Here is a 25,530-nt window from a genome sequence, read left to right on the forward strand (position 1 = left end):
CGGGGAGGGGACAATGGCGTCGCGACGCATGAATGGGATGGCCCAACGCCTGATTCCCTGGCTGCTGCCGGTGCTGTTGCTGGCGGGCTGGGAGATCGCTGCCGATCTCGGCTGGCTGCAGGCCAGGGTGCTGTCGGCACCGAGCGCAGTGGCGCTCGCCTTCCGGCAGACCCTCCAGGACGGCACCCTCCTGCACAATGTCGGTGTCAGCGCCGGGCGCGCGCTGCAGGGCCTGGCCATTGGCGGCCTCATCGGCTTCGCGCTCGGTGTCGCCAACGGGGTGTGGCGCCCGGCCGAATTGCTGCTCGACTCCACCCTGCAGATGCTGCGCAACGTGCCGCATCTGGCCATCATTCCATTGGTGATCCTGTGGTTCGGCATCGGTGAGAGCGCCAAGATCTTCCTGGTCGTTCTCGGCGTGCTGTTTCCCGTCTACATCAATACCTATCATGGCATCCGCACCATCGATCCGCATCTCACCGAGATGGCCCGCGTCTATGGGTTGGGACCGGTGGCGAGGTTCTGGCGGGTGATCCTGCCGGGCGCCCTGCCGTCGGTCTTCGTGGGATTGCGCTATGGACTCGGCATCATGTGGCTGACGCTGATCGTAGCCGAAACCATCTCGGCTTCGTCGGGCATCGGCTACATGACCATGAACGCCCGCGAATTCCTGCAGACCGATGTCATCCTGCTCGGCGTGATCATCTATGCGGTGCTCGGCAAGCTTTCCGACACGCTGGTGAAGCTGCTCGAGCAGGCCGCCCTGCAATGGCATCCCACCTATGCGCGACCCCGCCGGGAGGCTCTGGCATGACCAACGCTCTGCTCCATGTCGAAGATGGCTATTTCGTTCCCGAACGGACCCGCAACAGCTTAGCACCTCCGGGTCGTTCCGTATCGCCGCCGCCGCCCAAGGGACTGTCGATCGAGCTGAAGGGGGCATCCAAGGCCTTCGATCACCGGGTCGTGCTCGACAGGCTCAATCTCGCCATCGAGCCCGGCGAATTCGTTGCCGTCGTCGGGCGCTCGGGCGGCGGCAAATCCACGCTTCTGCGCCTGATTGCCGGCCTCGACCGCCCTAGCGCCGGCGAGGTCGCGGTGGGCGGAGCCGCCGCGCAGGGAGCTCATCCCGCCGCCCGCCTGATGTTCCAGGATGCGCGGCTGCTGCCCTGGCAGCGGGTGATCGGCAATGTCGGCATCGCCCGTGGCCCGAACTGGCGCGACCTGGCCCAGGCCGCGCTCGACGAGGTGGGATTGGGTGACCGGGCCAATGAATGGCCGAGCGTTTTGTCTGGGGGGCAGAGGCAGCGTGTCGCCCTGGCGCGCGCTTTGGTCAGCCGGCCCGACATCCTGCTGCTCGACGAGCCCTTCGGCGCACTCGATGCCATGACGCGGGTCGAGATGCATCAATTGCTGTCGCGCATCTGGCGTGAGCATGGCTTCACCGCCATCCTGATCACCCATGATGTGTCGGAGGCGGTGGCGCTGGCCGACCGGGTGATCGTGCTGCGCGAAGGCGCTGTCGCGCTGGATCTGGCAGTCGACCTGCCGCGCCCACGCCGCGACGAGGACCGCAATTCGCAATTGGCGAGCCGTATCCTCTCCTATGTCTGATCCTGCCGCCGGTGCGAAAAAGGCTAGGGCAGCGCCGCTGACCTAGCCTTTTCATGTGTGCTGCACTCGATGTGCGGAGGCTCAGCCGCCGGAGAAGAAGGCGAAGCGCACCACGAACAATGCGGCGACCAGCCAGGTTGCCGGATGGACTTGCTGCGGGCGGCCGGTCAGGGTCTTCATGGCGCAATAGCTGATGAAGCCGAAGGCGAGGCCGTTGGCGATCGAATAGGTGAAGGGCATCATCAGCGCGGTCAGCGCGGCCGGAGCGGCCTCGGTGATGTCGTCCCACTCCACCTCGAGCAGTTCGCGCATCATCAGGCAGGCCACATAGAGCAGGGCCGGAGCGGTAGCGTAGACCGGCACGGAACCGGCGAGCGGCGAGAAGAACAGCGCAGCCAGGAAGAGGATGGCGATGACGATGGCGGTGAGGCCGGTGCGCCCACCGGCTTGCACGCCGGATACGCTTTCGACATAGGCGGTTGTGGAGGAGGTGCCGAGCAGCGAGCCGGCGAGAATGGCGGAGCTGTCGGCCAGCAGGGCGCGGCCGAGGCGGTTGGGCTTGTCGGGCTGGATCAGGCCGGCGCGCTTGGCGACGCCGATCAGCGTGCCGGTGGCGTCGAACACCTCGACCAGCACGAACACCAGGATGACGTGCAGCAGGCCGGCATGCATCGCGCCCACGAGGTCGAGCTGCAGGAAGGTCGGCAGGATGGAGGGCGGCATGGAAATGACGCCGCCGAACTTGCTGACGCCGAGCGCAATCGAAAGCGCGGTGATGACGAGAATGCCGATCAGGATGGCGCCGCGGACCTTCAGCACGTCGAGGGCGGCGATGATGAAGAAGCCGAGGATGGCCAGCAGCGTGCCGGTTTCCTTGAGCGAGCCGAGGGTCACCAGCGTGGCGGGGCTGGCCACCACGATGCCCGAGCTCTTGAGCGCGATGATGGCGAGGAACAGGCCGATACCGGCCGCGATGGCGGATCGCATCGAATGCGGAATGCCGGCGATCAGCCAGCTGCGCACGCCGGTGACGGTCAGCAGCAGGAAGATACAGCCGGAGATGAACACCGCGCCCAGCGCCTGCTGCCAGGTGAAGCCCATGGTGGCGACGACCGTGAAGGCAAAGAAGGCGTTCAAGCCCATGCCCGGCGCCATGCCGATCGGCCAGCGGGCGATCAGGCCCATGATCAGCGAGCCGAGGGCGGCGGCCAGGCAGGTCGCGACGAAGACCGCATTGCGGTCCATGCCGGTGGTCGACAGGATCTCCGGATTGACGAAGATGATATAGGCCATGGTGAGAAAGGTGGTGATGCCGGCGATCACCTCCGTCCGCACCGAGGTGCCCTGTTCTTTCAGTTTGAAAAACGCGTCCAGCACGTCTTGCTTCCTCTCTTGCGGCACCCGCACGACCAAAGTCGCGCGCCTGACCCTTCCCGGTGCAGCGATTGCGATCGCAGCCCCGAGCCTGGCCTCTGCCGAGCGTTATGACTCCCCTTGCGGAATCTTCGGCTTCATCGCTCGGACGAAACCAGGAAGTACCCGCATTTTCTCAAGATACAAGCAGATGATTTCGAGCAGGAAGCACGTTCCAACCTAAAAGCATTTGCTCGATCGGCCGCTTTTGCCATCCCGGACAGGGTGACGGCCACCGATCGTCTGACGTGGCAAGGTGCCAGCTTCAAACCATTATAATCTCTGCTGCTTTGTCTCGTGACACAAGGGATTCGGCAGCCGGCTAAGCTGGAAGGTCTTTCGCAAATATCTGTGAGAAGGGTGCAGTCGGAAAAGGGAGCCTGCCCCGCAAGACGAGAATTTCCTGCCAGGGCACCGTCATCGCGCCAGTGAAGGGCGCCGGCAGACCAATGCAGGGTCCTTCGTCGTATCTTGTCGACCGAAACCACGTAACTATGCCCGATATACGTCGGGTCTGCAATTTCGACTACTGGCCCGATGCACTGCCGCCCCAGTTCTGCGCCGATTGTCTGAACATTACGGCGGTTGAGTTCTGTCGCGCAGCGGTTTATGGAGGGCCGCAACGCTGTTCGGATGCTCGGTTGTGGACATCGAAAAAATCGCCGAACAACAGTTGACTAATTTTGTGGACTATTTATTTTTGTGTCATCGGCTTCTCAGGGAGTCGGTCGCGGGGATTTGAGCGAGCAGCTTGCGCCGCGTCATCAAACGCTAAAGCGCCACGGCTGATGTCGTGGGCTCCAGACAGGAAGTGACCCATGATCGTTGTCAGCGGAATGGATATCGAAAAACCGGACGGAAAGATGTGTCGCGGCTGCTGTTGTTGCTGAAGCCGGTCTGAACACATGTATTCCCTGTCATTTCGGAGCGCCACCAGGTGGCGGCTTTATCCATGTCCCATCCCTCCAATTCCGAATCCTATGTTATCGAGATCTCCGGTGCCGCGGTCGGCATCGTGGTGCGCGAACCGCAGGCGCGCCGCTTTGCGTTTCATGCCGCCAGCCGGCGCTTCAGCCGGTTCGACGGCATGACCTTCGTGGGTCCGCGTGATGCCGAACGCTATCTCTCAGGCCAGGTGGCCCGGCGCCTGCACTCCCTGCTGGAGGAGCTGGTCGCGTGAACGCACCTGTGAGAGTGGAAAGCCTGGCCTTGCCTGGTAAGGCGGAGGCCGGCGAGCCGATCGTGCGCTTCGAGCGCGTGTCTCGTTCTTTCGCCGCGCGCAAGGGCAGTGCGGCCGTGTTCGCGCTCGACGATCTCAGCCTGGAGATTCCGCGCGGCGAGATCTTCGGCGTGATCGGGCGCAGCGGTGCCGGCAAGTCGACGCTGTTGCGGTTGATCAACGGGCTTGAGCGGCCGACCGGTGGCCGCGTCGTCGTCGACGGTATCGAGGTCAATGCGCTCAGCGAAAGCGAATTGCGCCCGGTGCGCCGTTCCATCGGCATGGTGTTCCAGCATTTCAACCTGCTGTCCTCGCGCACGGTGTTCGAGAATGTGGCGCTTCCCCTGGAAGTGGCCGGCATCGGCGACGCTGAAATCCGCGATCGCGTCGAGCCGCTGCTCGACCTCGTGGGGCTGGCCGACAAGCGTAACCGCTATCCGGCGGAACTGTCCGGCGGGCAGAAACAGCGCGTCGGCATTGCCCGCGCCTTGGCGACCCGGCCCAAGATCCTGCTCGGCGACGAGGTGACCTCGGCGCTCGATCCGGAGACGACGGCTTCCATCCTGGCGCTGCTCGCCGATATCAACCAGCGTCTCGGCGTCACCATCGTGCTGATCACGCACGAGATGTCGGTGATCAAGGAAATCTGCCACCGGGTCGCGGTGCTGGAGGCCGGCAAGCTGATCGAGACGGGGCGGGCCTTCGAGGTGCTGACCCAGCCGCGTCACGCTACCACGGCCAGTTTCGTGCGTGGCGTTACCGGCGTCGAGCTGCCGGCCGATCTTGCCCGACGCCTCTCGGACCAGCCAAGCCCGGGAAGCCAGGCGGTGCTGCGCATCACCTTTACCGGCTCGCATGCCACGGCACCGGTGGTCAGCCGTCTCACCACCATTCTCGGCATCGACATCAACATTCTGGCAGGCCGCATCGACACCATCGGCGGCGAGCCCTTCGGCGCGCTCCTGGTGTCCGTCCCCGGCGACGAGGCGACCCGGCTTGCCGTGGTCTCGGCGGTGGAGCGGCTCAACCTGCAAGGGGAGGTGATCGGCTATGTCGCCTGAAATCCTCAAGGTCATTTGGAGCGCGACCGGCGATTCCCTGATCATGGTCGGCGTCTCCATCCTGTTCGGAACGATTTTGGGTCTGCCCCTCGGCATCTTCCTGGCCACGAGCCGGCGCGGTGAATTGCTGGCCGCTCCCAAGGTCAATGCCGTGCTCGGTGCGATCGTCAATGCCGTGCGCTCGGTGCCCTTCATCATCCTCATCGTCGCGATCATTCCGTTCACGCGGCTGCTGGTCGGCAGTTCGATCGGCCTGAAAGGCGTGATCGTCCCCTTGACCATCGCGGTGGCCCCCTTCATCGCGCGCATCGTCGAGAGCGCCATTCGCGAGGTCGATGCCGGGCTGATCGAGGCGGCGCGCTCCTTCGGAGCCACGCCGTTCCAGATCATCAGAAAGGTTTTGTTTCCAGAGGCCTTGCCGGGTCTGGTTCTCGGCCTCACGCTCACCACGGTGAGCCTGATCGGCTATTCGGCCATGGCCGGCGTGGTCGGCGGCGGCGGCCTGGGCGACGTCGCCATCCGCTATGGCTATCAGCGCTTCATGCCCGAAGTCATGGGGGCGGTGGTTCTCATCCTCATCCTGCTCGTGCAGGGCGTTCAGTCGGCGGGCGACCTGGCCGCGCGGAAGGTCAATAAACGCGTGCGACAGGACTGATATCATGTCTCGACGATGCCGAGCATCCGAGACCTGAATACCTCGCAATTTATCGAGCGAATGCAATAATTTGCGAGACGAAATCGGGAGTCATTGCCAATGCCTCCCGACAGGATTCAATATCTATCTAAAACAGGAAAGACTCTCATGTCCGCCTATACTCTGACGCGTCGCCGCCTTGCCGGCGCTGCCCTGGCCCTGGTCTTCGCCCTGGCTCCCGCCGGCGCGGCCTTTGCCGCCGAGAAGCTCAAGCTCGGCGTGATGGGTGGCGACGAGGAGCGCATCTGGGAAGTGGCCAAGAAGATCGCCGCCAAGGATGGCCTCGACATCGAACTGGTTTCTTTCTCCGATTACGCCATTCCCAACGAGGCGCTGGAGAAGGGCGATTTGGATGCCAACGCCTTCCAGCACAAGCCCTATCTCGACAGCCAGATCGCCGCCCGCGGCTACAAGATCGTGCCGATCGGCTATACGCTGGTGCAGCCCATCGCCCTCTATTCGAAGAAGCTGAAGGCTTTTGCCGATCTGAAGGAAGGCGCCGTCATCGGCATTCCCAATGATCCTTCCAATGGCGGACGGGCTCTCAAGCTCCTGGAAGCCAATGGCCTGATTAAGCTGAAGACCGCCGAAGGCCAGGTGCCGAGTGTGCTCGACGTCACCGACAATCCCAAGAAGGTCGAATTCAAGGAAATCGAGGCCTCGCAGCTCGCCAATCTGCTGCCTGACCTCGACGCCGCGGTGATCAACACCAATTATGCGCTTGGCGCCGGCCTGACGCCGGCCAAGGATGCATTGATCCAGGAAAGCCGCACCAACAATCCCTATGGCAACTTCATCGCCGTGCGCGAGGCCGACAAGGACAAGCCGATCTTCAAGAAGCTGGTCGCTTCCTACCAGAATCAGGAAGTGGCCGATTTTATCAACGCCAATTTCAAGGGCGCGATCCAGCCGGCCTGGTAAGGGCAGGGGGCGGCGGAAACCAAACCGAGGTCGAGCCGCCCCTCACCCGTCCCCTCTCCCCATAAAAACGGGGCGAGGGCGGCCTCGATGGCGAGTTCCATCTTGAAACGACCTCATCTCGCCCAACCGTCGGGCGAGATGAAAAGTATGAGTATAAACAGCGACGCTTGTGCCCCTCGCCCCGTTCTTACGGGGAGAGGGGACGGGCGAGGGGCAGCATGACGCCAAGGAGCGATGCGCGCCCGCAAAAGCGAGAGCCGAGGCTCTCATTTTTTCACCCATAAATTCTACAAAATCTATAGACATAAGATTTTTACTGTTGCACCATCCGCCCACGACGCGCCGTTGGGTGCCAGCGAAAGGGGAGGCCGAGCCTCCGCTGCTTTTTCGGATGACGGATACGAACATGAATATCGCCGTGAAATTGCCGCCGGTTACGGGGCCGAATCTGCGCGATGCCATGCGGCTGGTTGCCGGTGGCGTCAGCGTGATCACCGCGGGTGAGGGGGACGAGCGGACCGGCCTCACGGCGACCTCGGCGGTGTCGCTGTCGGTCGAACCGCCGACCATGATCATCTGCGTCAACCGCGACGCCTCCGCCTGGCCGGTCATCCGTCGCTACGGCCATTATTGCGTGAACATCCTGGCCGACCATCAGCGCCATGTCGCCGATCGCTTTGCGGGGCGGGGCGGCATCAAGGGAGCGGCGCGTTACGAGAACGCCAGCTGGCGCCGTCTGTTCACCGGCGCGCTCGCGCTGGAGGGAGCGCTCGCCTCCGTCGATTGCGAGGTCGAGGAGTTCATCGACCGCCACAGCCATTCCATCATCATCGGGGCCGTACGAGGCATCCGCACCGCCGATGGCAGGCCGCTCGTCTATGCCCAGGGCGGCTATGGCGGCTTCCATCCTGCCTGACTCAAGAAGACCGGGATCATCATGACCATTTCCGTTGCGCCGCCGCTCACCTCCGCGCCGCCCCAGTTCGACCTCGAGCCCCAGGCCCATGTCATCGCGTCCGACGCCGAGGCGATCGAGGTCGCCAAGACTTTGGCGGCTGAATTCGCGGCCGGGGCGGCGTTGCGCGATCGCGAACGCATCCTGCCGGCCGCCGAACTCGACCGTTTCTCCAAGAGCGGGCTTTGGGGCATCACCATTCCCAAATCCTATGGCGGTGCCGGCGTTTCCTGGGTGACGCTGACGGAGGTGATCAAGCTGATCTCGGCGGCCGATCCTTCCATCGGCCAGATCCCGCAGAACCACCTTGCCGCCGTGGATGTGATCAGGGCCACCGCTTCGGAAGAGCAGAAGAAATTGTGGTTCGGCCGCGTGCTCTCGGGCTACCGGTTCGGCAATGCCTTCTCCGAGGCCAAATCCAAGCATGTCGGCGCCTTCGAGACCACGCTGACCCCCGATGGTGACGGCTACCGGGTGAATGGTGAGAAGTTCTACGCCACGGGGGCGCTTTTCGCGCATTACATTCACATCGGTGCCGTCGATCCGGCCGGCAAAGTGAACCTCGCCATCGTGCCACGCGACGCCGAGGGCCTCGACATCATCGACAATTGGTCGAGCTTCGGGCAGCGCACCACCGCGAGCGGCAATGTCCGCATCGACAATGTCCGCGTCGAGCCCGAAGGCGTGATTCCGGCCTATCTCGGCGGGGAGAACCCCTCGACCAATGGCGCGGTCTCCCAGATCATCCAGGCTGCGGTCGATGCCGGCATCGCGCGCGGCACCATCGAGGACACCATCCAATTCGTGCGCAACAATGTCCGCCCCTGGATCGATAGCGGTCAGGAGCACGGCTATGAGGATGTCTTCACCATCGCCCAGATCGGCGACCTCAAGATCAAGCTTCATGCCGCGGAGGCCCTGCTCGAGAAGGCCGGGCGAGCGATCGATGCGATCGTGGTCGAGCCGACCGAGGAGGGGGTGACGGCGGCCGCTATCACCGTTGCCGAGGCCAAGGTCTTGACCACCGAGATCGCCATCCTCGCCACCAACAAGCTGCATGAACTGGGCGGCACGCGGTCGACCCTCGGCCAGTACAATCTCGACCGGCATTGGCGCAACGCCCGCACCCACACGCTGCACGATCCTGTGCGCTGGAAATTCTACCATGTCGGCAATCACGCTCTGAACGGGGTGAGCCCGCCGCGTCATCCCTGGAGTTGATTTCTCCAGGTGCGCGGGCGTCTCGCCCGCTCTTCTTTGCCGCCAGTGTTGAGTTTCCAAATTGCGGACGAGACGTCCGCGCACCCGGAATAGGACTTAGTTATGCCAACTGCCGCCGCCCTGACCGCCGATACACCACCCGAGCGCCTGGTTGCGTTCAGGGCACCGCCCTTGCGGGCCGGCAAGGCCCACATCATCAAGGACGATGCGGAGGCGCTCGCCGCTGCGCGCGCGGTCGCCGCCCGCATCGCCGAAACCGCGATCGAGCGTGACCGAGAGCGGCGTCTGCCCTATGAGGAGCTCGACTGGCTGTCGGATGCCGGCCTTCTCGCCATCACCGTGCCGAAGGCCTATGGGGGCGCCGAGGTGTCCTCGGGCACGCTGGCCGAGGTGATCGCGCTTCTTTCCGCCGCGGACGGCTCGATCGGCCAGATCCCGCAGAACCACTTCTTCATCCTGCATGCCCTGCGACTGGAAGGCAGCGAGGAGCAGAAGCGCTTCTTCTATGGCCGCATCCTGGCCGGGGAGCGCATCGGCAATGCCCTGTCCGAGATCGGCACCAAGACCGCCCAGGATCACAACACCCGTCTCAGCAAGGACGGACCGGTGCTGCGCCTCAACGGGCGTAAGTTCTATTGCACCGGCGCCTTGTTCGCCCATTGGGTGGCCGTTGTCGCCAATGACGACGAGGGGCGTTCGACCATCTCCTTCGTACCGCGCCAGACCCCCGGCCTCGAGGTCATCGACGACTGGGCCGGTTTCGGCCAGCGGGTCACCGGCTCGGGCACCACCACGCTCGACAATGTCGAAGTGCATCCTTTTTCGGTGATTTCGTTGAAGGCCGTGTTCGACCGGCCCACTTCGATGGGGCCGGTGGCGCAGATCATGCACGCCGCTGTCGAAGCCGGCATCGCGCGGGCCGCGCTCGCCGAGACGCTGAGCTTCGTGAAGAAGCATGCCCGCCCCTGGAAGGACAGCGGCCTCGATCACGGCTACGAGGATCCCTACACGATCGCCGGCATCGGTGAAGTGAAGATCCGCGTGGCCGCCTCCGATGCGCTGCTGGAGCGGGCAGGGCGCTTTTCCGACATCGCCGTGGCCGACCCCACTGTGGAGACGGTGGCAGCCGCTTCGGTGGCCGTTGCCGAGGCCAAGGTTGCCTCCACCGAGGCTTCGCTGCTGGCCGGCAGCAAGCTGATCGAATTCGCCGGCTCGCGCGCTACCCAGGCCCAGTTCGGCTTCGACCGTTTCTGGCGCAACGCCCGCACCCACACCGTGCACGATCCCGTGCGCTGGAAATACCGTGCCATCGGCGACTACTGGCTCAACGGCATCAATCCGCCGCGCCACGGCGCCATCTGACGAGGAGCCTATTGATGAATACGCGAGCCGAATTGGGCCGACCTCCATAAGCGCAGACTTTACGGCCGAAGGCGCCGGAGCATGGAGGGTCGATTTCCAGATCGACCGTCTTCGCGCTCCATCCCGTCCCGCGTTTTCAAGATGGTTGATCAGGAGATCGACCATCCAATCTATGACCAGAGACTTTACCATGCCCTATGATCTCGACCTGCCCCCGCCCGCCCAGGAAACCGATGTGCTCTGGTTCCTGCCGACCCATGGCGACGGGCGCTATCTCGGCAGCGAGCAGGGGGCGCGGCATGTCTCGCTCGGCTATCTCTCGCAGATTGCCAAGGCCGCCGACGACCTCGGCTATTTCGGGGTGCTGCTGCCCACCGGGCGCTCCTGCGAGGACAGCTGGGTCATCGCCTCCGCTATGGTGCCGCTGACCAAGCGCCTGCGCTTCCTGGTGGCGATCCGTCCCGGCCTGACCACGCCTGCCTTCGCGGCCCGCTCCGCGGCAACCCTCGATCGCCTGTCGGACGGGCGCCTGCTCATCAATGTCGTGACCGGCGGCGATCCCGTGGAATTGAAGGGCGACGGCGTTTTCCTCGACCATAAGGAGCGCTACGAGGTCACCGACGAGTTCCTCGACATCTGGCGCGAGCTCCTCCAGGGCGGCAAGGTCACCCGCGAGGGCAAGCATCTGCGCATCGAGGACGGCGTGCTGCTCTATCCGCCGGTGAACCAGCCCTATCCGCCGCTCTATTTCGGCGGGTCGTCGGATGCAGGCAACGAGGTCGCCGGCAAGCATGTCGATGTCTATCTGACCTGGGGCGAGCCGCCTCAGCAGGTGGCGGAGAAGATCGCCAATGCCAAGGCGGTGGCCGCCAAATATGGCCGCACGCTCTCCTTCGGTATCCGCCTGCATGTGATCGTGCGCGAGACCTCGGCCGAGGCCTGGCGCGCGGCGGATGAGTTGATCTCCAAGCTCGACGACGAAACCATCGCTACCGCCCAGAAGGTATTCGCGCGCATGGATTCGGTAGGGCAGAGCCGCATGCGGGCGCTGCATGGCGGCTCGCGCGACAAACTGGAGATCAGCCCCAATCTGTGGGCCGGCGTCGGTCTGGTGCGCGGCGGCGCCGGTACGGCCCTGGTCGGCAACCCGGACGAGGTTGCCGAGCGCATGAAGGAATATATGGCGCTCGGCATCGACCGCTTCATCCTCTCCGGCTATCCGCATCTGGAGGAGTGCTATCGCTTCGCCGAACTGGTCTTCCCCAAGCTCCCGCTGAAGAAGACCACCGGCAATGATCTCGGGCCGGCCCGCAATGCCGGCCCCTTCGGCGAGGTCATTGCCAATGTCGTCGCGCCCTCCCATCGCAAGACGGCGGCGGGATAGGTTTCTTACCCTCCCCTGGAGAGGGAGGATCGACACGCAGTGTCGGGGTGGGGTGAGAACTCTACCCGTGCTAGGTTTCCACCCACCCCGGCCTTTCAGGCCGACCCTCCCCCTGCGGGGAGGGTAAAGAAGCCGAGTGATGTCCAAACCCATCCGCTTCAACGCCTTCGAGATGAATTGCGTGGCGCACCAATCCCCGGGGTTGTGGCGCCATCCCCGGGATCGTTCGCGCAGCTATAACCGGCTCGACTATTGGCTCGATCTCGCCCGCATCCTGGAGCGGGGCCTGTTCGACGGGCTGTTCCTGGCCGACGTCTTGGGCGTCTACGACGTCTATGGCGGCAATGGCGAGGCCGCCCTGCAGCATGCCACGCAGATCCCGGTGAACGACCCCCTGCTGCTCGTGCCGGCCATGGCTGCGGTGACGCGCCATCTTGGTTTCGGCGTCACCGTCAATCTCAGCTACGAGCCGCCTTATGGTTTTGCGCGCCGCATGTCGACGCTCGACCACCTGACCGAGGGGCGTATCGGCTGGAACATCGTCACCGGCTATCTCGACAGCGCGGCCCGAGGCGCAGGCAGGGACAAGCAGACAGCGCATGACGATCGCTATGCCATCGCCGAGGACTATATGGCGGCCGTTTACAAATTGTGGGAGGGAAGCTGGGATGATGATGCCGTGGTCGCCGATGCCGAAGCCGGTGTCTTCACCGTTCCCGGGCGGGTGCGCAAGGTGCAGCATGACGGCCCGCATTTCCGCATCAATGCCCTGCATCTGAGCGAACCCTCGCCGCAGCGCACGCCCGTGCTCTACCAGGCGGGGACCTCGCCGGCCGGCCTCGGCTTTGCGGGCCGGCATGCCGAATGCGTCTTCATTTCGGGGCCGAGCCGCAAGGTGATCGCCGGCCGGGTGGCGGCGATCAGGCAGGCGGCTGCACGCCTTGGACGCAACCCCGCCGATATCCTGATCTTTACCCTGCTGACGGTGATCGTGGCGCCCACGGATGAGGAGGCGGCGGCCAAGTTCGCCGATTATCGCGGTTATGGCGATCATGAAGGGGCCCTGACGCTGATGTCCGGCTGGACGGGCGTGGATTTCTCCCGGCTCGATCCCGATGCGGTCGTGGAGCATGTTCAGAACGAGGCCGGGCGCTCGGCACTCGAGAACATCACCCGTGCCGATCCCGATCGCCGCTGGACTGTGCGTGAGGTCGCCGAGCATGTGGCGATCGGCGGCATCGGGCCGGTGGTGGTCGGCTCACCTGCCGGCGTGGCCGACGAGCTCGAGGCCTGGGTCGACGAAACGGGCATCGACGGCTTCAACCTGGCCTTTGCCGTGCGCCCGGAGACCTTCCGCGATGTCGCCGATCTGCTGGTGCCGGAGCTGCAGCGGCGGGGACGCTACAAGACGGCCTATGCCGAGGGCACCTTGCGCGAGAAACTGTTCGGCGGTTCCGCGCGTCTGCCGCAAAGTCATGCGGCAGCGGCTTATCGACATAGCGTCCTGCGATCCGACGGGATCGCGCCGGATCACCAAGACAACTCCAAACAAGAAGCTGGAGCTAAGAACGTTCACGCCTGAACCCGCTTCGCTCAAGTTTTGGCAGGCTTTGGAGACGGCATGAGTAGCAAATCAATCCTTTTGCTATTACCAGAAGGCTGAAGTGGATTTCCGAATCGCAGTCCGGGGGCCGCATGCTGACGAAAAAGGGCAAATACGGCCTCAAGGCGATGGTGCATCTGGCCGGCGCCGAGCCGGGCAAGCCATGCCTCGTTTCCGACATCGCTGAACAGAACGGCATTCCCAAGAAGTTCCTCGACACCATTCTAGGTGAACTGAAGAATGCGGGTTTCCTGCATTCAAAAAAGGGCAAGGGCGGCGGCTACGTCCTGGGCCGGCCGGCAAGCGAGATCCGCGTCGGCCATATCGTGCGCGTGCTCGACGGGCCGCTCGCGCCCATTCCCTGCGCCAGCCGCACGGCCTATCAGCGCTGCGACGACTGTTCCGACGAGAGCCAGTGCGCCGTGCGCCTGATGATGCTGGAAGTACGTCAGGCGATTTCCACCGTGCTCGACAACCGCACGCTTGCCGAAATGCGGGCGCTGGCCGATCTCGACGACCTGACCCTGATGTACCATATCTGACTGCGGCTCCGGCAGCGGGTTGGTTTGCGCGCGATCGGCTGATCGGGACAGCTTGCCGGCTGCACCTGTTTGATCTATCAAAAAGGTAGATTAATTGAAGCATGTGGCATGTCGACCAACCCGTCCGTCTCCTCCAGGCATATCATCGTCGTCGGAGGCGGAGCGAGCGGCGTCCTAATGACGGCTCATTTGCTGCGTCATCGCCATCCGGATCTGCGGGTGACCCTGGTGGAGAAAAGCCGGGAGCTTGGTGCCGGCATCGCCTATGGCACCAGCCATCCCGACCATCTCCTGAACGTACGCGCTGCCAATATGAGCGCCTATCCCGACGACCCCGACCATTTCTGGCGCTGGGTCGGCGAGCACAGCAGCATCCATTGCCCGGACGCTCAGTCCTTCGCCCCCCGGCGCCTCTATCGCGACTATCTCGCCGATCTGCTTTCGCCGCATCTCGTGCAGCGGCCGGGCAGCCGGCGCCTTGCCATCGTGCAGGACGAGGCGGTCGGCATCACCGAGACCGGGGAGGGCGCCGCCGTTCATCTGAGCGGGGGCGGGCGGCTCAATGCCGATATCGCCATTCTCGCCACCGGCAATGAAGGCCCCAAGCTGCCGCCGGCCCCCTGGCGTTTCGACGGCTGGTTCGATGCGGGGCCGGCAGCCTTTTCTTCCGATGCCGACGTCGTCATCGTCGGGACCGGCCTCACCATGGCCGACCGGGTCCTGTCGCTGCTGCATGCCGGGCATCGGGGCCGGATCACCGCCATTTCCAGGCGCGGCCTCAGCCCGCATGCGCACAGGCCGGTCCAGCCGCTGCGTCTCGATGCCGCCGACATTCCCTATGGCACGGGCATCACCTATCTCACGCGCTGGTTGCGCCGGCTCGTTGCAGAGCACCAGAGGGCAGGGGGCGATTGGCGGGCAGTCGTCGACGGGCTGCGCCCCTACACGCAGCCTCTCTGGCGCAGCCTGTCGCAGGAGGCCCGCCGGCGCTTCCTGCGGCACGCCCGGGCCTGGTGGGACATTCATCGCCATCGCATGGCGCCGGATGCCGCGGCGCGGATCGAGGCGGCGCGCCGGACGGGGCAACTCGCTATCGTAGCAGGGCGCGTCACCGGCTTCGATCCGCGGGGAAGCCGTGTGACGGTGCGCTACACCGCCCGCACCGGCGCGTCCGAAAGGCGGATCGACGCCGATGCCGTCTTCGAGTGCCGCGGCCGCGCGGCCGACGTCACGGCGACCGAGAATCCTATTCTGCGCCAATTGCTCGCCGAGGGCCTGGTGCGCCCCGACAGCCTCGGACTCGGGCTGGATGTCGGCCTCGACTGCGGCGTGCTGCGGGCCGACGGTACGGCCTCGCACCGGCTCTTCGCCGTGGGGCCGATCACTTCGGGCACGTTCTGGGAGATCGTGGCCGTGCCGGACATCCGCCAGCAGGTCGCCAAGCTGGCGCGCAATCTGCTGGAGGCGTCGCCTTAGAAATCTGTGACCTGTCACCGCTCTTGGCCACGGCAGGCAAGGCATCAGGGCTACCCACATTAGCCACTTTTCCAGGTGGTGCCGCCCCTCACCCTCTCCCCGTAAAAAACGGGGCGAGGGGGGCTTCGACCGCTCGTTTCATGCCGAGACAGTCCTATCTCGCTCAACCGTTAGACGAGACTGGGAGGCCGGAGGATCAATCGCGACGTCTGTGTCCCCTCGCCCCGTTTTTACGGGGAGAGGGTAAGGGTGAGGGGCGGCGTGACCTTGAAAAATCAAACGATGCCCTAAACGGTCAGGATCGCCTTGATCACGCCGGCCTCCGGCCTGGACCATTCCGGGATCAGGCCCGGCGCATCGTCCAGGCTGCCTTCATGGCTGGCGAGCGCGCGCAGGGGCACCTTGCCGTCCCGCATGGCCTGCAGCACGGTCTCGAAATCCTGCCGGACGGCGTTGCGGCTGGCATAGAGCGTGGTCTCGCGCTTGTGGAACTCCGGATCGTTGAAGGCGATGTCGGCGCGCACCAGCGACAGCAGCACATAGGCGCCGCCATGGCCGACGAGATCAAAGCCCTTCTGCATGGCGCCGGGGCTGCCTGTAGCGTCGACGACGCAATCGAAAAAGTCGCCGTCCGTCGCCTGTCCGAGACGGTCCCGGATATCGGCCGAAGCCTCGAAGACGGCGTCCGCCCCCAATTCGTCGGCGCAGAAGGCGAGGCGGCGGGGGTTCATGTCGACGACGCTGACATGCGCGCCCGCCACCTTGGAGAAGACGGCGGCCGCGATTCCGATGGGGCCGGCGCCGACGATGGCCACGCGCTGTCCCGGCCCTATGCCGCCGCGCGCCACGCCATGGGCGCCGATGGCCAGGAATTCGACCATGGCCGCCTGGCTCGCCGTCAGGCCGTCGGCCGGAATGACATTGGCTTCGGGCACCGCGATATAGTCGCAGGCACCGCCGTCGCGATGTACGCCCAGGACTTCCAGGTGCTGGCAGCAATTCGTCTTGCCCATCCGGCAGGCGCGGCAATGGCCGCAATAGATCGTCGGCATGATCGAGACGATCTGGCCGGTGCGCAGGGCCGATCCCGCCGGCGCGGCGACGACTTCGGCGCCGAGCTCGTGGCCGATCACCCTGGGATAGCTCAGATAGGGCTGGTTGCCATGGAAGATGTGGTAGTCGGTGCCGCAGACGCCGACATGGCGAATGCGCACCAGCACCTCGTTTCCGGCGGCGCGAGGCTCGTCACGCCGGATGATGCTCAGCTTGCCGGGTTCGTCGCAGCTCAGGGCTCTCATTTCTGCCTCCAGGATTGGGCGGCGTTCAGGACGCCTTGGGTGGCGATCGCCCGATAGGCCGCCTGCAGATCGTCGACAAAGCCCGCATCGCGCGGCAGGTCCTCCCCGAAAACCGCGGAGAGGCCGAGAAAAGCCTCGATGACCGCCTGCGGCGGGACATTGCGCTGGTCGGGCTGGCTGGTCCAGGCTTCGAAGGTCGGGTCGTTGAGGGGCAGGGGGCGGCCCTGGTCGTCGCTGCCCCCGCAGGAGCGGATCCAGGCGGCGACGGCGAAGACGAGCGGGCCGCAGGGCAGTCCCTTGGCGCGGCAATCGCGCAGGGGCGACAGAATGCGCTGGGGCAGTTTCTGCGAAGCGTCGGAGGCGATCTGCGCGGTGCGGTGATGCAGCGAGGTGTTCTCGTAACGGCCGAGAAGCTGCCTCGTATAGGCGAAGGCCCGGTCGACGGGGATGGCCAGGGTCGGGATCGCACATTGCCAATAGCGCTCGATCAGGTCGCGGATGACGGGATCGGCGATCGCCTGCGCCACGAAGTCATGGCCGGCCAGCCGCCCCACGGCGGCGATGGTGGAATGCGTGCCGTTGAGCAGGCGCAGCTTCATATGTTCGAAGGGTTCGACATCGTCTGTGAACTCCACCCCGCTTTCCTCCAGCCGCGGCCGGCCGGCGGCGAAGCGATCCTCGATCACCCACTGGCTGAACGGCTCGCCCAGCACCGGCCAGGCGTCTTCGAGCCCGAGCGAAGCGGAAATGGCCGCGCGATCGACATCGGTCGTCGCCGGTACGATGCGGTCGACCATGGAGGAGGGGCAGGGGATCTCGCCGGCGATATAGGCTGCCAGGTCCTTGTCCCGCAACGCGGCGAATTCCGTGAGCACGCGCTTCAGGGTGCGCCCGTTTTGCGGAAGGTTGTCACAGGACAGGACGGTGAAGGGGCGACTGCCGTCGCGGCGGCGACGCGCGATCGCCTCCACCAGGAAACCGAGGGCCGAGCGGGGCAGCTGCGGGTTGGCGAGGTCGTGGACGATGTCCGGATGGTCTTGCCTGAGGCCGCCGCTGCCGAGATCGACCGCATAGCCCTTTTCGGTGATCGTCAGCGTGACGATCCGGATGGCCGGGTCCGTAAGCTGGTCTAGGAGGGTGGTCGGATTTTCCGGCGCCACGGTAACGCCGAGCACCGAGCCGATCACGCGCAGCTCCTCGCGGCCGCTGTCACGGATGGCGAGCGCGTACAGGCCGTCCTGGGGGGCGAGGGCATCGCGCGTCTCTCTGCCGCGCAGCGAACTGCCGAGGATGGCCCAGTCCGTCTCGCCGCGGGCCAGGCTATCGTCGATGGCGACGGCCTGGTGCGCCCGATGAAAGGCGCCGGTGCCCAGATGCACGATACCGGGCCGAATGGCAGCCCTATCATAGCGTGGGTTGGCGATACCAGCCTTGAGCTGGGCGAGCGTGCTGTTGGTGAGCCGCATCGGTTACTCCGTTACATAGGGGCCATACTCGTCCGGCAACTGGGCAAGCATGGTGAAGATCATGTCGAGATGCCGTTCGAGCCGCTCGGCGGCCTCATTCGTCCTGCCGTCGTCGAGCGCATCGAGAACGGCCAGGTGCTCTTCCAGCACCAGGGGCAGGCGGGCCGGCGTGCCGAACAGCCGCACGAAGCGGGCGAGGCGGGCCCGGACCTGCACGATCGTCGGCCATACGCCTTCGCGCTCGGCAAAGCCGGCAAAGGCGTAGTGGAAACGCTCGTCCTGTTCGAAGAAGCGGTCCTTGTCGTCGGCGAGCATGGCCTGGCGCTGCGTCTCCACGATGGCGCGCGCCTCGGCGCTCTTGGCCGATGTCCAGCGGGCCGCCGCCTCGCGCAGCAAGGCCAGTTCCAGATGCTTGCGGATGAAATGGCTGTCGCGCACTTCCGCGAGACGAATGGGGGAGACGAAGCTGCCCTGCTGGGGATAGACGTCGATCAGGCCGTCCTCGCTCAGCCGCACCACCGCCGAACGCACTGGCGTGCGCGAGACGCCGAAATGGCGGCAGATGCGATTCTCGCTGATCGAGGTGCCCGGCAACAGCCGGACCGTGATGATGGCTTGCTTGAGTGCCTCGTAGATCTGGTCGCCGACGGGTTGCTTGCGGTTGAGGTCGACGGCAAAGCCCAGTCCGTCCTCGTCCGGCCCCGGCTGTTTACTGGGCAAGGCAGACATGAGCCGGCTCCTTCAAAAACCGCAGTGATCGCAACTGTGTGGCGCTCCATCCTGAATCGGGGTGGCAGGGGGGAAAAGCCAGCCTCACCACCATGATGTCGCAAACACTGTTGCATATGTCGAGCTTGGATCCTAGTATCCATGCCTGTCAAGCGGGCCGAGCGACACGAGGAGCGCCCGCGGCAGATCATGCCCCAGAGGGAGGGAATTTCATGTTCGTTCGACGTCAGCTCTTTGCTTGTGCAGCTGCGGCTGTCCTGTTTGCCGGCACCCTGCCGGCCTTGGCCGCGGACGATACCAAGGTGGCGTTGGTGCCCGGCGGCCCGCATCCCTATTTCGCCGCCTGGGACCAGGCCGGCAAGGACGCGGCCAAGGATTTCGGGCTCGGGGCGGCCGACTACAAGGTTCCGCAGAAATGGGAGCTCAGCCAGCAGAACGAACTGCTCGAAAGCCTGGTCACGCAAGGCTACAACGCCTTCCTGGTCTTCCCGGGCGATCCGGTCGGCTCGGTGGCGACCGCCAATGAGCTGGCCGATACCGGCGCACCGGTGATGGCGCTGGCCGGCTGTCTGAAGGACCCCTCCAAGGCTGCCTTCTGCCTCGGCACCGATACCGGCAATTCGGCCTATCTCGGCACCAAGGAACTGTTCAAGGCAATGGGCGGCAAGAAGCGGATCGCCCATTTCACCGGCTTCCTGGTCGATCCCAACACCCAGCTCCGCATCGACGCGGTGAAGAAGGCCGCCGAGGAAGAGGGCGGGCAGGTGGTGCAGGTCATCGCCGACATCGACGCCCCCGAGCCGGCGGAAGAGAAGATCAACGCCTATCTTGCCGCCCATGCCGGCGAGATCGACGGCATCGTCACCACCGCCTGGGTGCCGGCGGTGGTCGCCTCCAACGCTTTGCGCAAGATCGGCGACAAGCGCATCAAGATGGTGGGCATCGACCATGATGAGGTGGTGCTCAAGGCGATCAAGGACGGTTTCGTCAGCGGCACCATGCTGCAGAACCCCTATGGCCAGGGCTATATCGGCTCCTTCGCCGCCGACAAGCTGCGCAATGGCTGCACGGTGAAGGCCGATGCGCCCTGGAAGTCCAATGCGCTGACCAGCCACTTCATCGATTCGGGCACGGTCTTCGTCGATGCCTCCGGCGTCGACAACTACATCTCGGCCATGCAGGGCATCACCAAGACGCTGCTGGCGAGCTTCGAGAAGACCTATCTGACCTGCAAATAATGGTACTGGGCCGAGGCCTGCATCCCGTCCCGCAATACGGAGATGGAGTCTCGGCCCATTCCGACCTGTGTTTCTACGGAGCTCGAGACCGCCGATGGCCGGTGACGAATCCCCAACCGCAACGCTCGCCCCGGCGACCGGCAAGCCGATGCAAAGCGGCACGGTGCGCTTCTACCTGACCAACGAGTTTGGGCTTCTGGTCCTGATCGTGGTGTTCGCCTGCCTGTTCGGCCTTGCCACCAAGGGCTTCTTCTCCCCTTTCAACCAGTTCACGCTGGGTCGCGTGGCCGCCGTCAACATCATGGTCGGCCTGTCCATGATGGTTGTGATCGTCACCGGGGGCCTGAACCTGGCGGTCGGCGCCATCGGCGTCTGCGCCGCCATGGCCTTCGGCGCCCTGGTAGAGCTGGTGGGCCTGCCCTGGCCGGTTGCCGCGCTCGGCGCCATCGCCCTGGCGGCGGCGCTCGGCTGGATCAACGGCTTCGTCGTGGTGCGCTCCGGCCTCCACAGCTTCATCATCACCCTGGCCAGCATGAGCATCTTCTTTGGAACGATGATCTATTTGACCAAGGCTCAATCCTTCCGCGGCATACCGGCCGATTTCTCCAATTTCGGGCGGCTGCGCCTGTTCGGCCTGGTCTCGCCGCTTCTCGTCGTCGCCCTCCTCGTGGCGGTGGCGCTCGGCGTGCTCTATCGCTTCACCGTCCTCGGCCGCGAGATGCTGGCGGCCGGCGCCCGTCCCGAGGCCGCCGAGCTTTCCGGCGTGCGCGTCGGGCGTGTCTTCATCCTCTGCCACATGCTGTCGGGGGCGCTCGCCGCCATCACGGCCATGCTCGTGGTGGCGCGCACCGGCGCCGCCATTCCCTCGATGGCCGGACAGCTCGGGCAGGATTGGCTGCTGCCCGCCTTTCTCGGCCCGGTGCTGGGGGGCACGCTGCTCAGCGGCGGCCGTGTCTCCGTCAGCGGCACGGTGCTCGGCGCCATCCTGGTGACGATGCTCACCAACGGGTTGCTGCTGCTGCAGATCGGCGAGTTCTGGGTGCAGGCCTGCCTCGGCTGCCTGCTGCTCACCGCCGTGCTGATCGACAAGGCGCGCCGTTCCTATCTCGCCCATCGGAGGATGGTGTGATGCCCCGTTTCATGCAGACAGACTGGTTCGGCCCCCTGGCAATCGCGGTGGTGGCCATCGCCCTCATCGGCAGCTTCAACCCGTCCTTCCTGTCGCCGCTCAACATCCAGGTGCTGCTGCTCGCCATCACCGTGAACATGCTGATCGCCTTCTCGCAGATGATCATCATCGCCATCGGGCAGATGAACCTGGCGGTCGGCGCCATCGGCGGGCTCGCCGCGATCTCCTTTGCCGGCATGATGCAGGTCTGGGGCTTGCCGCCGCCGCTGGCCGCGCTGCTGGCGGCGGGGATCGGCCTCCTGGCCGGTATCGTCAACGGGGCCTTCATCGCCGGCACCGGCATCTCGGCCTTCGTCATCACCCTGGCCACCCTGTCGGTGTTCAAGGGTGTCAACCTCGCCATCACCAAAGCACAGCCCTTCTATGGCGTGCCGCAAAGCGTCAAGGATTTCGGCAACACCACCTTCCTGGGGCCGCTGCCCTGGCTGGTGATCCCGGCGGCAATCGTGTTCGCGGCGATGTGGTATCTGCTCAATCGCCTGCCGCTCGGCCGTTTCATCCTAGCCGTGGGCGGCAATGCCCATTCGGCCGAACTGTCGGGCATTTCGGTGTCGCGGACGGTGATATCGGCGCATGCCATTTCGGGGCTTCTGGCGGCCCTGGCCGGCATCGCGCTGGTGGCGCGGCTGGAGATCGGCCAGCCGACCATCGGTGATGATTGGCTGATCCTCTCCTTCGCTGCGCCGGTGATCGGCGGCGCCGTGCTGGCCGGCGGTCACGTCTCCAGTTTCGCCACGCTGCTCGGCGTGATCATCGTCGCCATCATCACCCAGGCGCTCGTGCTCTTCCATATCGACCCCTTCCTGGTGCAGGTCGTGCTCGGTGCGCTGATCCTGTGGGCTGTCGGCATGAACCGCTGGCGCGAGATCCGCGTTAACAGCGGCCTCAAGAGGATCTGAACATGGCGGCTCAGACTTCGGCACCGGTCTTCCAGGCGCGCGGCGTCAGCAAGTTCTTCCCGGGCGTGAAGGCGCTGGAAGGCGTCTCGATTTCGCTGCGCCCGGGCTCCATCCATGCTCTGCTGGGCGAGAACGGCGCCGGCAAATCCACGCTGATCAAGCTGATCACCGGCGTGCTCAGGCCCGACGAGGGCGAACTGGTGGTCGACGGACAGCCCGCCCATTTCGCCTCGACGCGCGACGCCATCGCCAGGGGCATCGGCGTCGTGCATCAGGAGCGCAACCTCATCCCACGCTTCTCGGTGGGCGAGAACATCATGCTGGAGCGCCTGAGCGCCAGCCTGTTCAAGCCGATCGACTATGCCGCGGTGAATGCCGAGGCGCGGCGCTGGCTCGACGTGCTCGGGCTCGACCTCGACCCGGCCACCCCGGTCTCGCAGCTCAGCGTCGCCAAGATGCAACTCGTGGAGATCGCCAAGGCGCTGTCCCTGCGCTCGCGCGTACTGCTGCTCGACGAGCCGACGGCCTCCCTCACGCCGCATGAGACCGTCGCCCTGTTCGCTTTGCTCAAGAAGCTCAGGAACGAGGGCGTGAGCATGCTCTTCGTCAGCCATAAGCTGGAGGAGGTGCAGGAAATCTGCGATCAGGTCACCGTGCTCCGCGATGGGCGCAATGCCTGCGACAGCCGCTCGATGGAGGGGCTCGGACGCCAGGACCTGGTGCGCCTGATGATCGGGCGCAGCGAGCAGATCCCGGACTGGAAGCCGCGCGACCATGCCGGGGCGGCGCCCGTTCTGCAGCTCGAAAAGGTAGCCACCCCCTTCGGCCATCGCGACATCGATCTCACCGTCCGCCGCGGCGAGATCGTCGGGCTCTATGGCCTGGTCGGAGCAGGGCGCACCGAGCTCGCCAAATCGATCATGGGGCTGCAGCCGGCGACGTCGGGCACCATCCGGCTTGACGGCAAGGAGGTCACCATCACCAGTGTCGGCGAGGCGATCCACACCCACCGCCTCGGCTATGTCAGCGAGGACCGCAAGCAGGAGGGGCTCATCCTCCTGCATTCGGTGCTGGACAATGCCGGCATTGCGATCTGGCGCAGGCTCGCCGGCTTTGGCGGCATGCTCACTGATCGCGCCGTGCGCAAGGCTACCGAGCCCTATATCCGCAAGCTGGAGGTGCGGACGCCCTCGCTGGGGCAGCTCGTCGGCAATCTCTCCGGCGGCAACCAGCAGAAGATCAGCGTTGCCAAATGGCTGGCCGCCGGGGTGCGGCTCCTGATCATCGACGAACCCTCGGTTGGAATCGACATCAAGACCAAGGCCTATCTGCATGAATTGATTCGCGAACTGTCGGATGCCGGTACCTCGATCCTGCTCATCACCTCAGACATGCCGGAGATGATCGCCCTTGCCGACCGCATCGTGGTGATGAACGGCTACCGTGTGGCCGGAGACCTGCAGAACAGCCGCGACTACGGCGCCATGAGCGAAGGCATCATGGACCTGATCCACAAGCTCGATGCGGCGTGAAGACCGGTTTGCGGTTGATGCACCGATCGGCATCGATAGCTGGTAACATGTCGGCCAGCTTGCTGTCGCCGGTTGCCCGACTTGGTTGATTGTCGCAACAAACTGGCGATAATGCCCGATGAATGCTTGCCGGTGCTCCGGCGATAGAAGCCTTGAACGGAGGAATTCCATGCGCGCCCTTGTCCTTGAACGCCAGCACGAATTGTCGTTGCGCGAGATAGATCTCCCGCTCGAGGTAGGGCCGACCGATGTGAAGATCGCGTTGCACACCGTCGGCGTCTGCGGCAGCGACGTGCACTATTACACCCATGGGCGCATCGGCAATTTCATCGTCAACGCACCGATGGTACTGGGCCATGAAGCGGCCGGCACCGTAGTCGAGGTCGGCTCGAAGGTGACCAATCTCAAGCCCGGTGACCGCGTCTGCATGGAGCCCGGCATTCCGGATCTGAGCTCGCGGGCTTCCAAACTCGGCATCTACAACGTCGATCCGTCCGTGACCTTCTGGGCGACGCCGCCGGTGCATGGCGTACTCACACCCTTCACGGTGCATCCGGCGGCCTTCACCTACAAGCTGCCCGACAATGTCTCCTTCGCTGAAGGCGCGATGGTGGAGCCTTTTGCCGTCGGCATGCAGGCTGCGGCGCGCGCCCGCATCGCGCCTGGCGACGTCGGGGCGGTGATCGGAGCCGGACCGATCGGTATCATGGTCGCGCTCGCCGCCCTGGCCGGCGGTTGCAGCAAGGTGCTGATCTCCGATTTCAGCAAGGAAAAGCTCGAGATCGCCGGCCGCTATGACGGCATCATTCCCGTCGACCTCACGAAGGAAACCTTCGCCGCCGCCATTGGGCGGGAGACCGACAAATGGGGCGCCGACGTGGTGTTCGAGGCGAGCGGCAGTGCCAAGGCCTATACCGGCATTTTCGACCTGGTGCGGCCCGGAGGCGCGCTGGTTCTGGTCGGCCTGCCGGTGGATCCGGTCAATTTCGACGTGCCCGGCGCCATCGCCAAGGAAGTGCGCATCGAGACGGTGTTCCGCTATGCCAACATCTATGATCGTGCGATTGCGCTGATCGGTTCCGGCAAGGTCGATCTCAAGCCGCTGATCACCGGCACCTATGCCTTCAAGGATTCCATCGCGGCCTTCGAGCGGGCTGCCAAGGCCCTGCCCACGGACGTCAAGCTGCAGATCCTGATGGAGGATTGACGGGCGAAAGGCCAATGCAGTTCACTTAAGCGTTTCGGGGTGCTCGACCTTTGTCATTGCCGGGCTTGACCCGGCAATCCAGCTCCCCGACGGTTCGTCCGTGCGGCTTCTGGGTAGCCGGGTCAAGCCCGGCTATGACAAATTCGGAGCGGTTCCTGCTTAAGTGAACCGCATTAGGGCGAAAGGCGAGGTTATTCAGCCTCGCCATACGTATCTCCCCGAAGCAGAAGGCGGCACCCTGCGGTGCCACATTCCACCTCGATGATGCGGTGGGAGGTGCCGCCGCAATTGGCTTGGAACACCGATGTGGATGCGGCGCGGTAGACCTTGGTGACCTTCGCCTCGACGCAGCCATTGCGCACCAGCACGCCGGCAAGCGCGCCGTCGCCGGCATTCGCGTGCGTGGAAGCAAGACCGGCGAACATTCCGGCTATCAAGAGAACTCTGCGCATTCCAAAACCTGCAGTGGTTCAGCGGCCCCCTTCGAGGGAAGGGGGCCGGTCGAGC

23 protein-coding genes are annotated in these 25,530 nt (G+C 64.8%); 18 read left to right on the forward strand and 5 right to left on the reverse strand.

The window, feature by feature from the left end; translation table 11 throughout:
• The first annotated feature begins 13 nt into the window (after positions 1-13).
• Together J8I29_RS04265 and J8I29_RS04270 are read left to right on the forward strand one after the other, a co-directional pair.
• The gene (locus J8I29_RS04265; protein WP_209430757.1) at positions 14-814 is read left to right on the forward strand and encodes an ABC transporter permease subunit; all 801 of its coding nucleotides are present in this window, start codon (positions 14-16) and stop codon (positions 812-814) included.
• Positions 811-1,614 (forward strand): ATP-binding cassette domain-containing protein, encoded by an 804-nt coding sequence (locus J8I29_RS04270; RefSeq protein WP_209430758.1) that lies wholly within the window; start codon positions 811-813, stop codon positions 1,612-1,614. The genes J8I29_RS04265 and J8I29_RS04270 overlap by 4 nt, the downstream gene beginning before the upstream one ends.
• An 81-nt stretch (positions 1,615-1,695) precedes the next feature.
• Here the strand turns inward: J8I29_RS04270 and J8I29_RS04275 are convergent, their stop codons facing one another.
• Positions 1,696-2,991 carry an NCS2 family permease gene (locus tag J8I29_RS04275; protein ID WP_209430759.1) on the reverse strand — a complete coding sequence of 432 codons (1,296 nt, stop codon included), beginning with the start codon at positions 2,989-2,991 and terminating at the stop codon, positions 1,696-1,698.
• 988 nt (positions 2,992-3,979) lie between these two features.
• Here J8I29_RS04275 and J8I29_RS04280 point away from each other — a divergent pair.
• The 11 genes from J8I29_RS04280 (at position 3,980) to J8I29_RS04330 (ending at position 15,465) form a co-directional block, all read left to right on the forward strand.
• Entirely contained in the window at positions 3,980-4,207 is a 228-nt protein-coding gene (locus tag J8I29_RS04280) for a hypothetical protein (RefSeq protein ID WP_068287353.1), read from the forward strand.
• Between the two features lie 14 nt (positions 4,208-4,221).
• Entirely contained in the window at positions 4,222-5,307 is a 1,086-nt protein-coding gene (locus J8I29_RS04285; RefSeq protein WP_281062589.1) for a methionine ABC transporter ATP-binding protein, read from the forward strand.
• Positions 5,297-5,962, forward strand: a complete 666-nt coding sequence (locus J8I29_RS04290) for a methionine ABC transporter permease (protein WP_105865242.1) — start codon at positions 5,297-5,299, stop codon at positions 5,960-5,962. The genes J8I29_RS04285 and J8I29_RS04290 overlap by 11 nt, the downstream gene beginning before the upstream one ends.
• Before the next feature lie 147 nt (positions 5,963-6,109).
• The gene (locus J8I29_RS04295; RefSeq protein WP_105865243.1) at positions 6,110-6,922 is read left to right on the forward strand and encodes a MetQ/NlpA family ABC transporter substrate-binding protein; all 813 of its coding nucleotides are present in this window, start codon (positions 6,110-6,112) and stop codon (positions 6,920-6,922) included.
• Positions 6,923-7,328: 406 nt separating this feature from the next.
• Positions 7,329-7,838 (forward strand): flavin reductase family protein, encoded by a 510-nt coding sequence (locus J8I29_RS04300; RefSeq protein WP_105865346.1) that lies wholly within the window; start codon positions 7,329-7,331, stop codon positions 7,836-7,838.
• 21 nt (positions 7,839-7,859) lie between these two features.
• A complete protein-coding gene (locus tag J8I29_RS04305; protein WP_209430760.1) occupies positions 7,860-9,098 on the forward strand; it encodes an SfnB family sulfur acquisition oxidoreductase in 1,239 nt (412 codons plus the stop codon).
• A gap of 102 nt (positions 9,099-9,200) precedes the next feature.
• Positions 9,201-10,460, forward strand: a complete 1,260-nt coding sequence (locus J8I29_RS04310; RefSeq protein WP_105865245.1) for an SfnB family sulfur acquisition oxidoreductase — start codon at positions 9,201-9,203, stop codon at positions 10,458-10,460.
• 172 nt (positions 10,461-10,632) lie between these two features.
• On the forward strand, positions 10,633-11,844 hold the full coding sequence (ssuD, locus tag J8I29_RS04315) for an FMNH2-dependent alkanesulfonate monooxygenase (protein ID WP_245196649.1): 1,212 nt from the start codon (positions 10,633-10,635) through the stop codon (positions 11,842-11,844).
• Positions 11,845-11,983: 139 nt separating this feature from the next.
• Positions 11,984-13,426, forward strand: coding sequence for an LLM class flavin-dependent oxidoreductase (locus J8I29_RS04320; protein ID WP_209430761.1), 1,443 nt, complete (start codon positions 11,984-11,986; stop codon positions 13,424-13,426).
• Positions 13,427-13,539: 113 nt separating this feature from the next.
• A complete protein-coding gene (locus J8I29_RS04325) occupies positions 13,540-13,989 on the forward strand; it encodes an Rrf2 family transcriptional regulator (RefSeq protein ID WP_105865248.1) in 450 nt (149 codons plus the stop codon).
• Positions 13,990-14,097: 108 nt separating this feature from the next.
• A complete protein-coding gene (locus tag J8I29_RS04330) occupies positions 14,098-15,465 on the forward strand; it encodes an FAD/NAD(P)-binding protein (RefSeq protein ID WP_245196651.1) in 1,368 nt (455 codons plus the stop codon).
• Between the two features lie 287 nt (positions 15,466-15,752).
• On the opposite strand, the gene J8I29_RS04335 is transcribed toward J8I29_RS04330, so the two are convergent.
• The 3 genes from J8I29_RS04335 to J8I29_RS04345 are packed head-to-tail and all read right to left on the reverse strand — an operon-like array spanning position 15,753 to position 18,958.
• Positions 15,753-16,763 carry a zinc-binding alcohol dehydrogenase family protein gene (locus J8I29_RS04335; protein ID WP_105865249.1) on the reverse strand — a complete coding sequence of 337 codons (1,011 nt, stop codon included), beginning with the start codon at positions 16,761-16,763 and terminating at the stop codon, positions 15,753-15,755.
• Positions 16,760-18,229: a mannitol dehydrogenase family protein gene (locus J8I29_RS04340; protein ID WP_209430762.1), complete on the reverse strand. Its 1,470-nt coding sequence runs from the start codon at positions 18,227-18,229 to the stop codon at positions 16,760-16,762. Before J8I29_RS04340 ends, J8I29_RS04335 begins: the two co-directional genes overlap by 4 nt.
• A 3-nt stretch (positions 18,230-18,232) precedes the next feature.
• Positions 18,233-18,958 (reverse strand): GntR family transcriptional regulator, encoded by a 726-nt coding sequence (locus tag J8I29_RS04345; RefSeq protein WP_105865251.1) that lies wholly within the window; start codon positions 18,956-18,958, stop codon positions 18,233-18,235.
• A gap of 212 nt (positions 18,959-19,170) precedes the next feature.
• Here J8I29_RS04345 and J8I29_RS04350 point away from each other — a divergent pair, with 212 nt between their 5' ends.
• The 5 genes from J8I29_RS04350 (at position 19,171) to J8I29_RS04370 (ending at position 25,023) form a co-directional block, all read left to right on the forward strand.
• Positions 19,171-20,196 carry a sugar ABC transporter substrate-binding protein gene (locus J8I29_RS04350; RefSeq protein ID WP_105865252.1) on the forward strand — a complete coding sequence of 342 codons (1,026 nt, stop codon included), beginning with the start codon at positions 19,171-19,173 and terminating at the stop codon, positions 20,194-20,196.
• Positions 20,197-20,290: 94 nt separating this feature from the next.
• A complete protein-coding gene (locus J8I29_RS04355) occupies positions 20,291-21,325 on the forward strand; it encodes an ABC transporter permease (RefSeq protein ID WP_209430763.1) in 1,035 nt (344 codons plus the stop codon).
• Entirely contained in the window at positions 21,325-22,284 is a 960-nt protein-coding gene (locus tag J8I29_RS04360; RefSeq protein WP_209430764.1) for an ABC transporter permease, read from the forward strand. Before J8I29_RS04355 ends, J8I29_RS04360 begins: the two co-directional genes overlap by 1 nt.
• 2 nt (positions 22,285-22,286) lie before the next feature.
• Positions 22,287-23,816, forward strand: coding sequence for a sugar ABC transporter ATP-binding protein (locus J8I29_RS04365; RefSeq protein ID WP_209430765.1), 1,530 nt, complete (start codon positions 22,287-22,289; stop codon positions 23,814-23,816).
• A 169-nt stretch (positions 23,817-23,985) separates the two neighbouring features.
• Positions 23,986-25,023: an NAD(P)-dependent alcohol dehydrogenase gene (locus J8I29_RS04370; protein WP_209430766.1), complete on the forward strand. Its 1,038-nt coding sequence runs from the start codon at positions 23,986-23,988 to the stop codon at positions 25,021-25,023.
• A gap of 191 nt (positions 25,024-25,214) precedes the next feature.
• Here J8I29_RS04370 and J8I29_RS04375 read toward each other — a convergent pair whose 3' ends face one another.
• Positions 25,215-25,448 (reverse strand): hypothetical protein, encoded by a 234-nt coding sequence (locus J8I29_RS04375; RefSeq protein WP_209430767.1) that lies wholly within the window; start codon positions 25,446-25,448, stop codon positions 25,215-25,217.
• Between the last annotated feature and the right edge of the window lie 82 nt (positions 25,449-25,530).

Source organism: Labrys sp. LIt4 (assembly GCF_017813775.1).
Lineage (GTDB): Bacteria > Pseudomonadota > Alphaproteobacteria > Rhizobiales > Labraceae > Labrys > Labrys okinawensis_A.

Bases quoted from the DNA above. Each gene is read 5' to 3' on its own strand.
- J8I29_RS04370 (WP_209430766.1), top strand. From the start codon at position 23,986: ATGCGCGCCCTTGTCCTTGAACGCCAGCACGAATTGTCGTTGCGCGAG.
- J8I29_RS04350 (WP_105865252.1), top strand. From the start codon at position 19,171: ATGTTCGTTCGACGTCAGCTCTTTGCTTGTGCAGCTGCGGCTGTCCTG.
- J8I29_RS04295 (WP_105865243.1), top strand. From the start codon at position 6,110: ATGTCCGCCTATACTCTGACGCGTCGCCGCCTTGCCGGCGCTGCCCTG.
- J8I29_RS04290 (WP_105865242.1), top strand. From the start codon at position 5,297: ATGTCGCCTGAAATCCTCAAGGTCATTTGGAGCGCGACCGGCGATTCC.
- ssuD (WP_245196649.1), top strand. From the start codon at position 10,633: ATGACCAGAGACTTTACCATGCCCTATGATCTCGACCTGCCCCCGCCC.
- J8I29_RS04355 (WP_209430763.1), top strand. From the start codon at position 20,291: ATGGCCGGTGACGAATCCCCAACCGCAACGCTCGCCCCGGCGACCGGC.
- J8I29_RS04375 (WP_209430767.1), bottom strand. From the start codon at position 25,448: ATGTTCGCCGGTCTTGCTTCCACGCACGCGAATGCCGGCGACGGCGCG.
- J8I29_RS04345 (WP_105865251.1), bottom strand. From the start codon at position 18,958: ATGTCTGCCTTGCCCAGTAAACAGCCGGGGCCGGACGAGGACGGACTG.
- J8I29_RS04325 (WP_105865248.1), top strand. From the start codon at position 13,540: ATGCTGACGAAAAAGGGCAAATACGGCCTCAAGGCGATGGTGCATCTG.
- J8I29_RS04365 (WP_209430765.1), top strand. From the start codon at position 22,287: ATGGCGGCTCAGACTTCGGCACCGGTCTTCCAGGCGCGCGGCGTCAGC.
- J8I29_RS04300 (WP_105865346.1), top strand. From the start codon at position 7,329: ATGAATATCGCCGTGAAATTGCCGCCGGTTACGGGGCCGAATCTGCGC.
- J8I29_RS04340 (WP_209430762.1), bottom strand. From the start codon at position 18,229: ATGCGGCTCACCAACAGCACGCTCGCCCAGCTCAAGGCTGGTATCGCC.
- J8I29_RS04265 (WP_209430757.1), top strand. From the start codon at position 14: ATGGCGTCGCGACGCATGAATGGGATGGCCCAACGCCTGATTCCCTGG.
- J8I29_RS04360 (WP_209430764.1), top strand. From the start codon at position 21,325: ATGCCCCGTTTCATGCAGACAGACTGGTTCGGCCCCCTGGCAATCGCG.
- J8I29_RS04310 (WP_105865245.1), top strand. From the start codon at position 9,201: ATGCCAACTGCCGCCGCCCTGACCGCCGATACACCACCCGAGCGCCTG.
- J8I29_RS04305 (WP_209430760.1), top strand. From the start codon at position 7,860: ATGACCATTTCCGTTGCGCCGCCGCTCACCTCCGCGCCGCCCCAGTTC.
- J8I29_RS04270 (WP_209430758.1), top strand. From the start codon at position 811: ATGACCAACGCTCTGCTCCATGTCGAAGATGGCTATTTCGTTCCCGAA.
- J8I29_RS04330 (WP_245196651.1), top strand. From the start codon at position 14,098: ATGTCGACCAACCCGTCCGTCTCCTCCAGGCATATCATCGTCGTCGGA.
- J8I29_RS04320 (WP_209430761.1), top strand. From the start codon at position 11,984: ATGTCCAAACCCATCCGCTTCAACGCCTTCGAGATGAATTGCGTGGCG.
- J8I29_RS04280 (WP_068287353.1), top strand. From the start codon at position 3,980: ATGTCCCATCCCTCCAATTCCGAATCCTATGTTATCGAGATCTCCGGT.
- J8I29_RS04335 (WP_105865249.1), bottom strand. From the start codon at position 16,763: ATGAGAGCCCTGAGCTGCGACGAACCCGGCAAGCTGAGCATCATCCGG.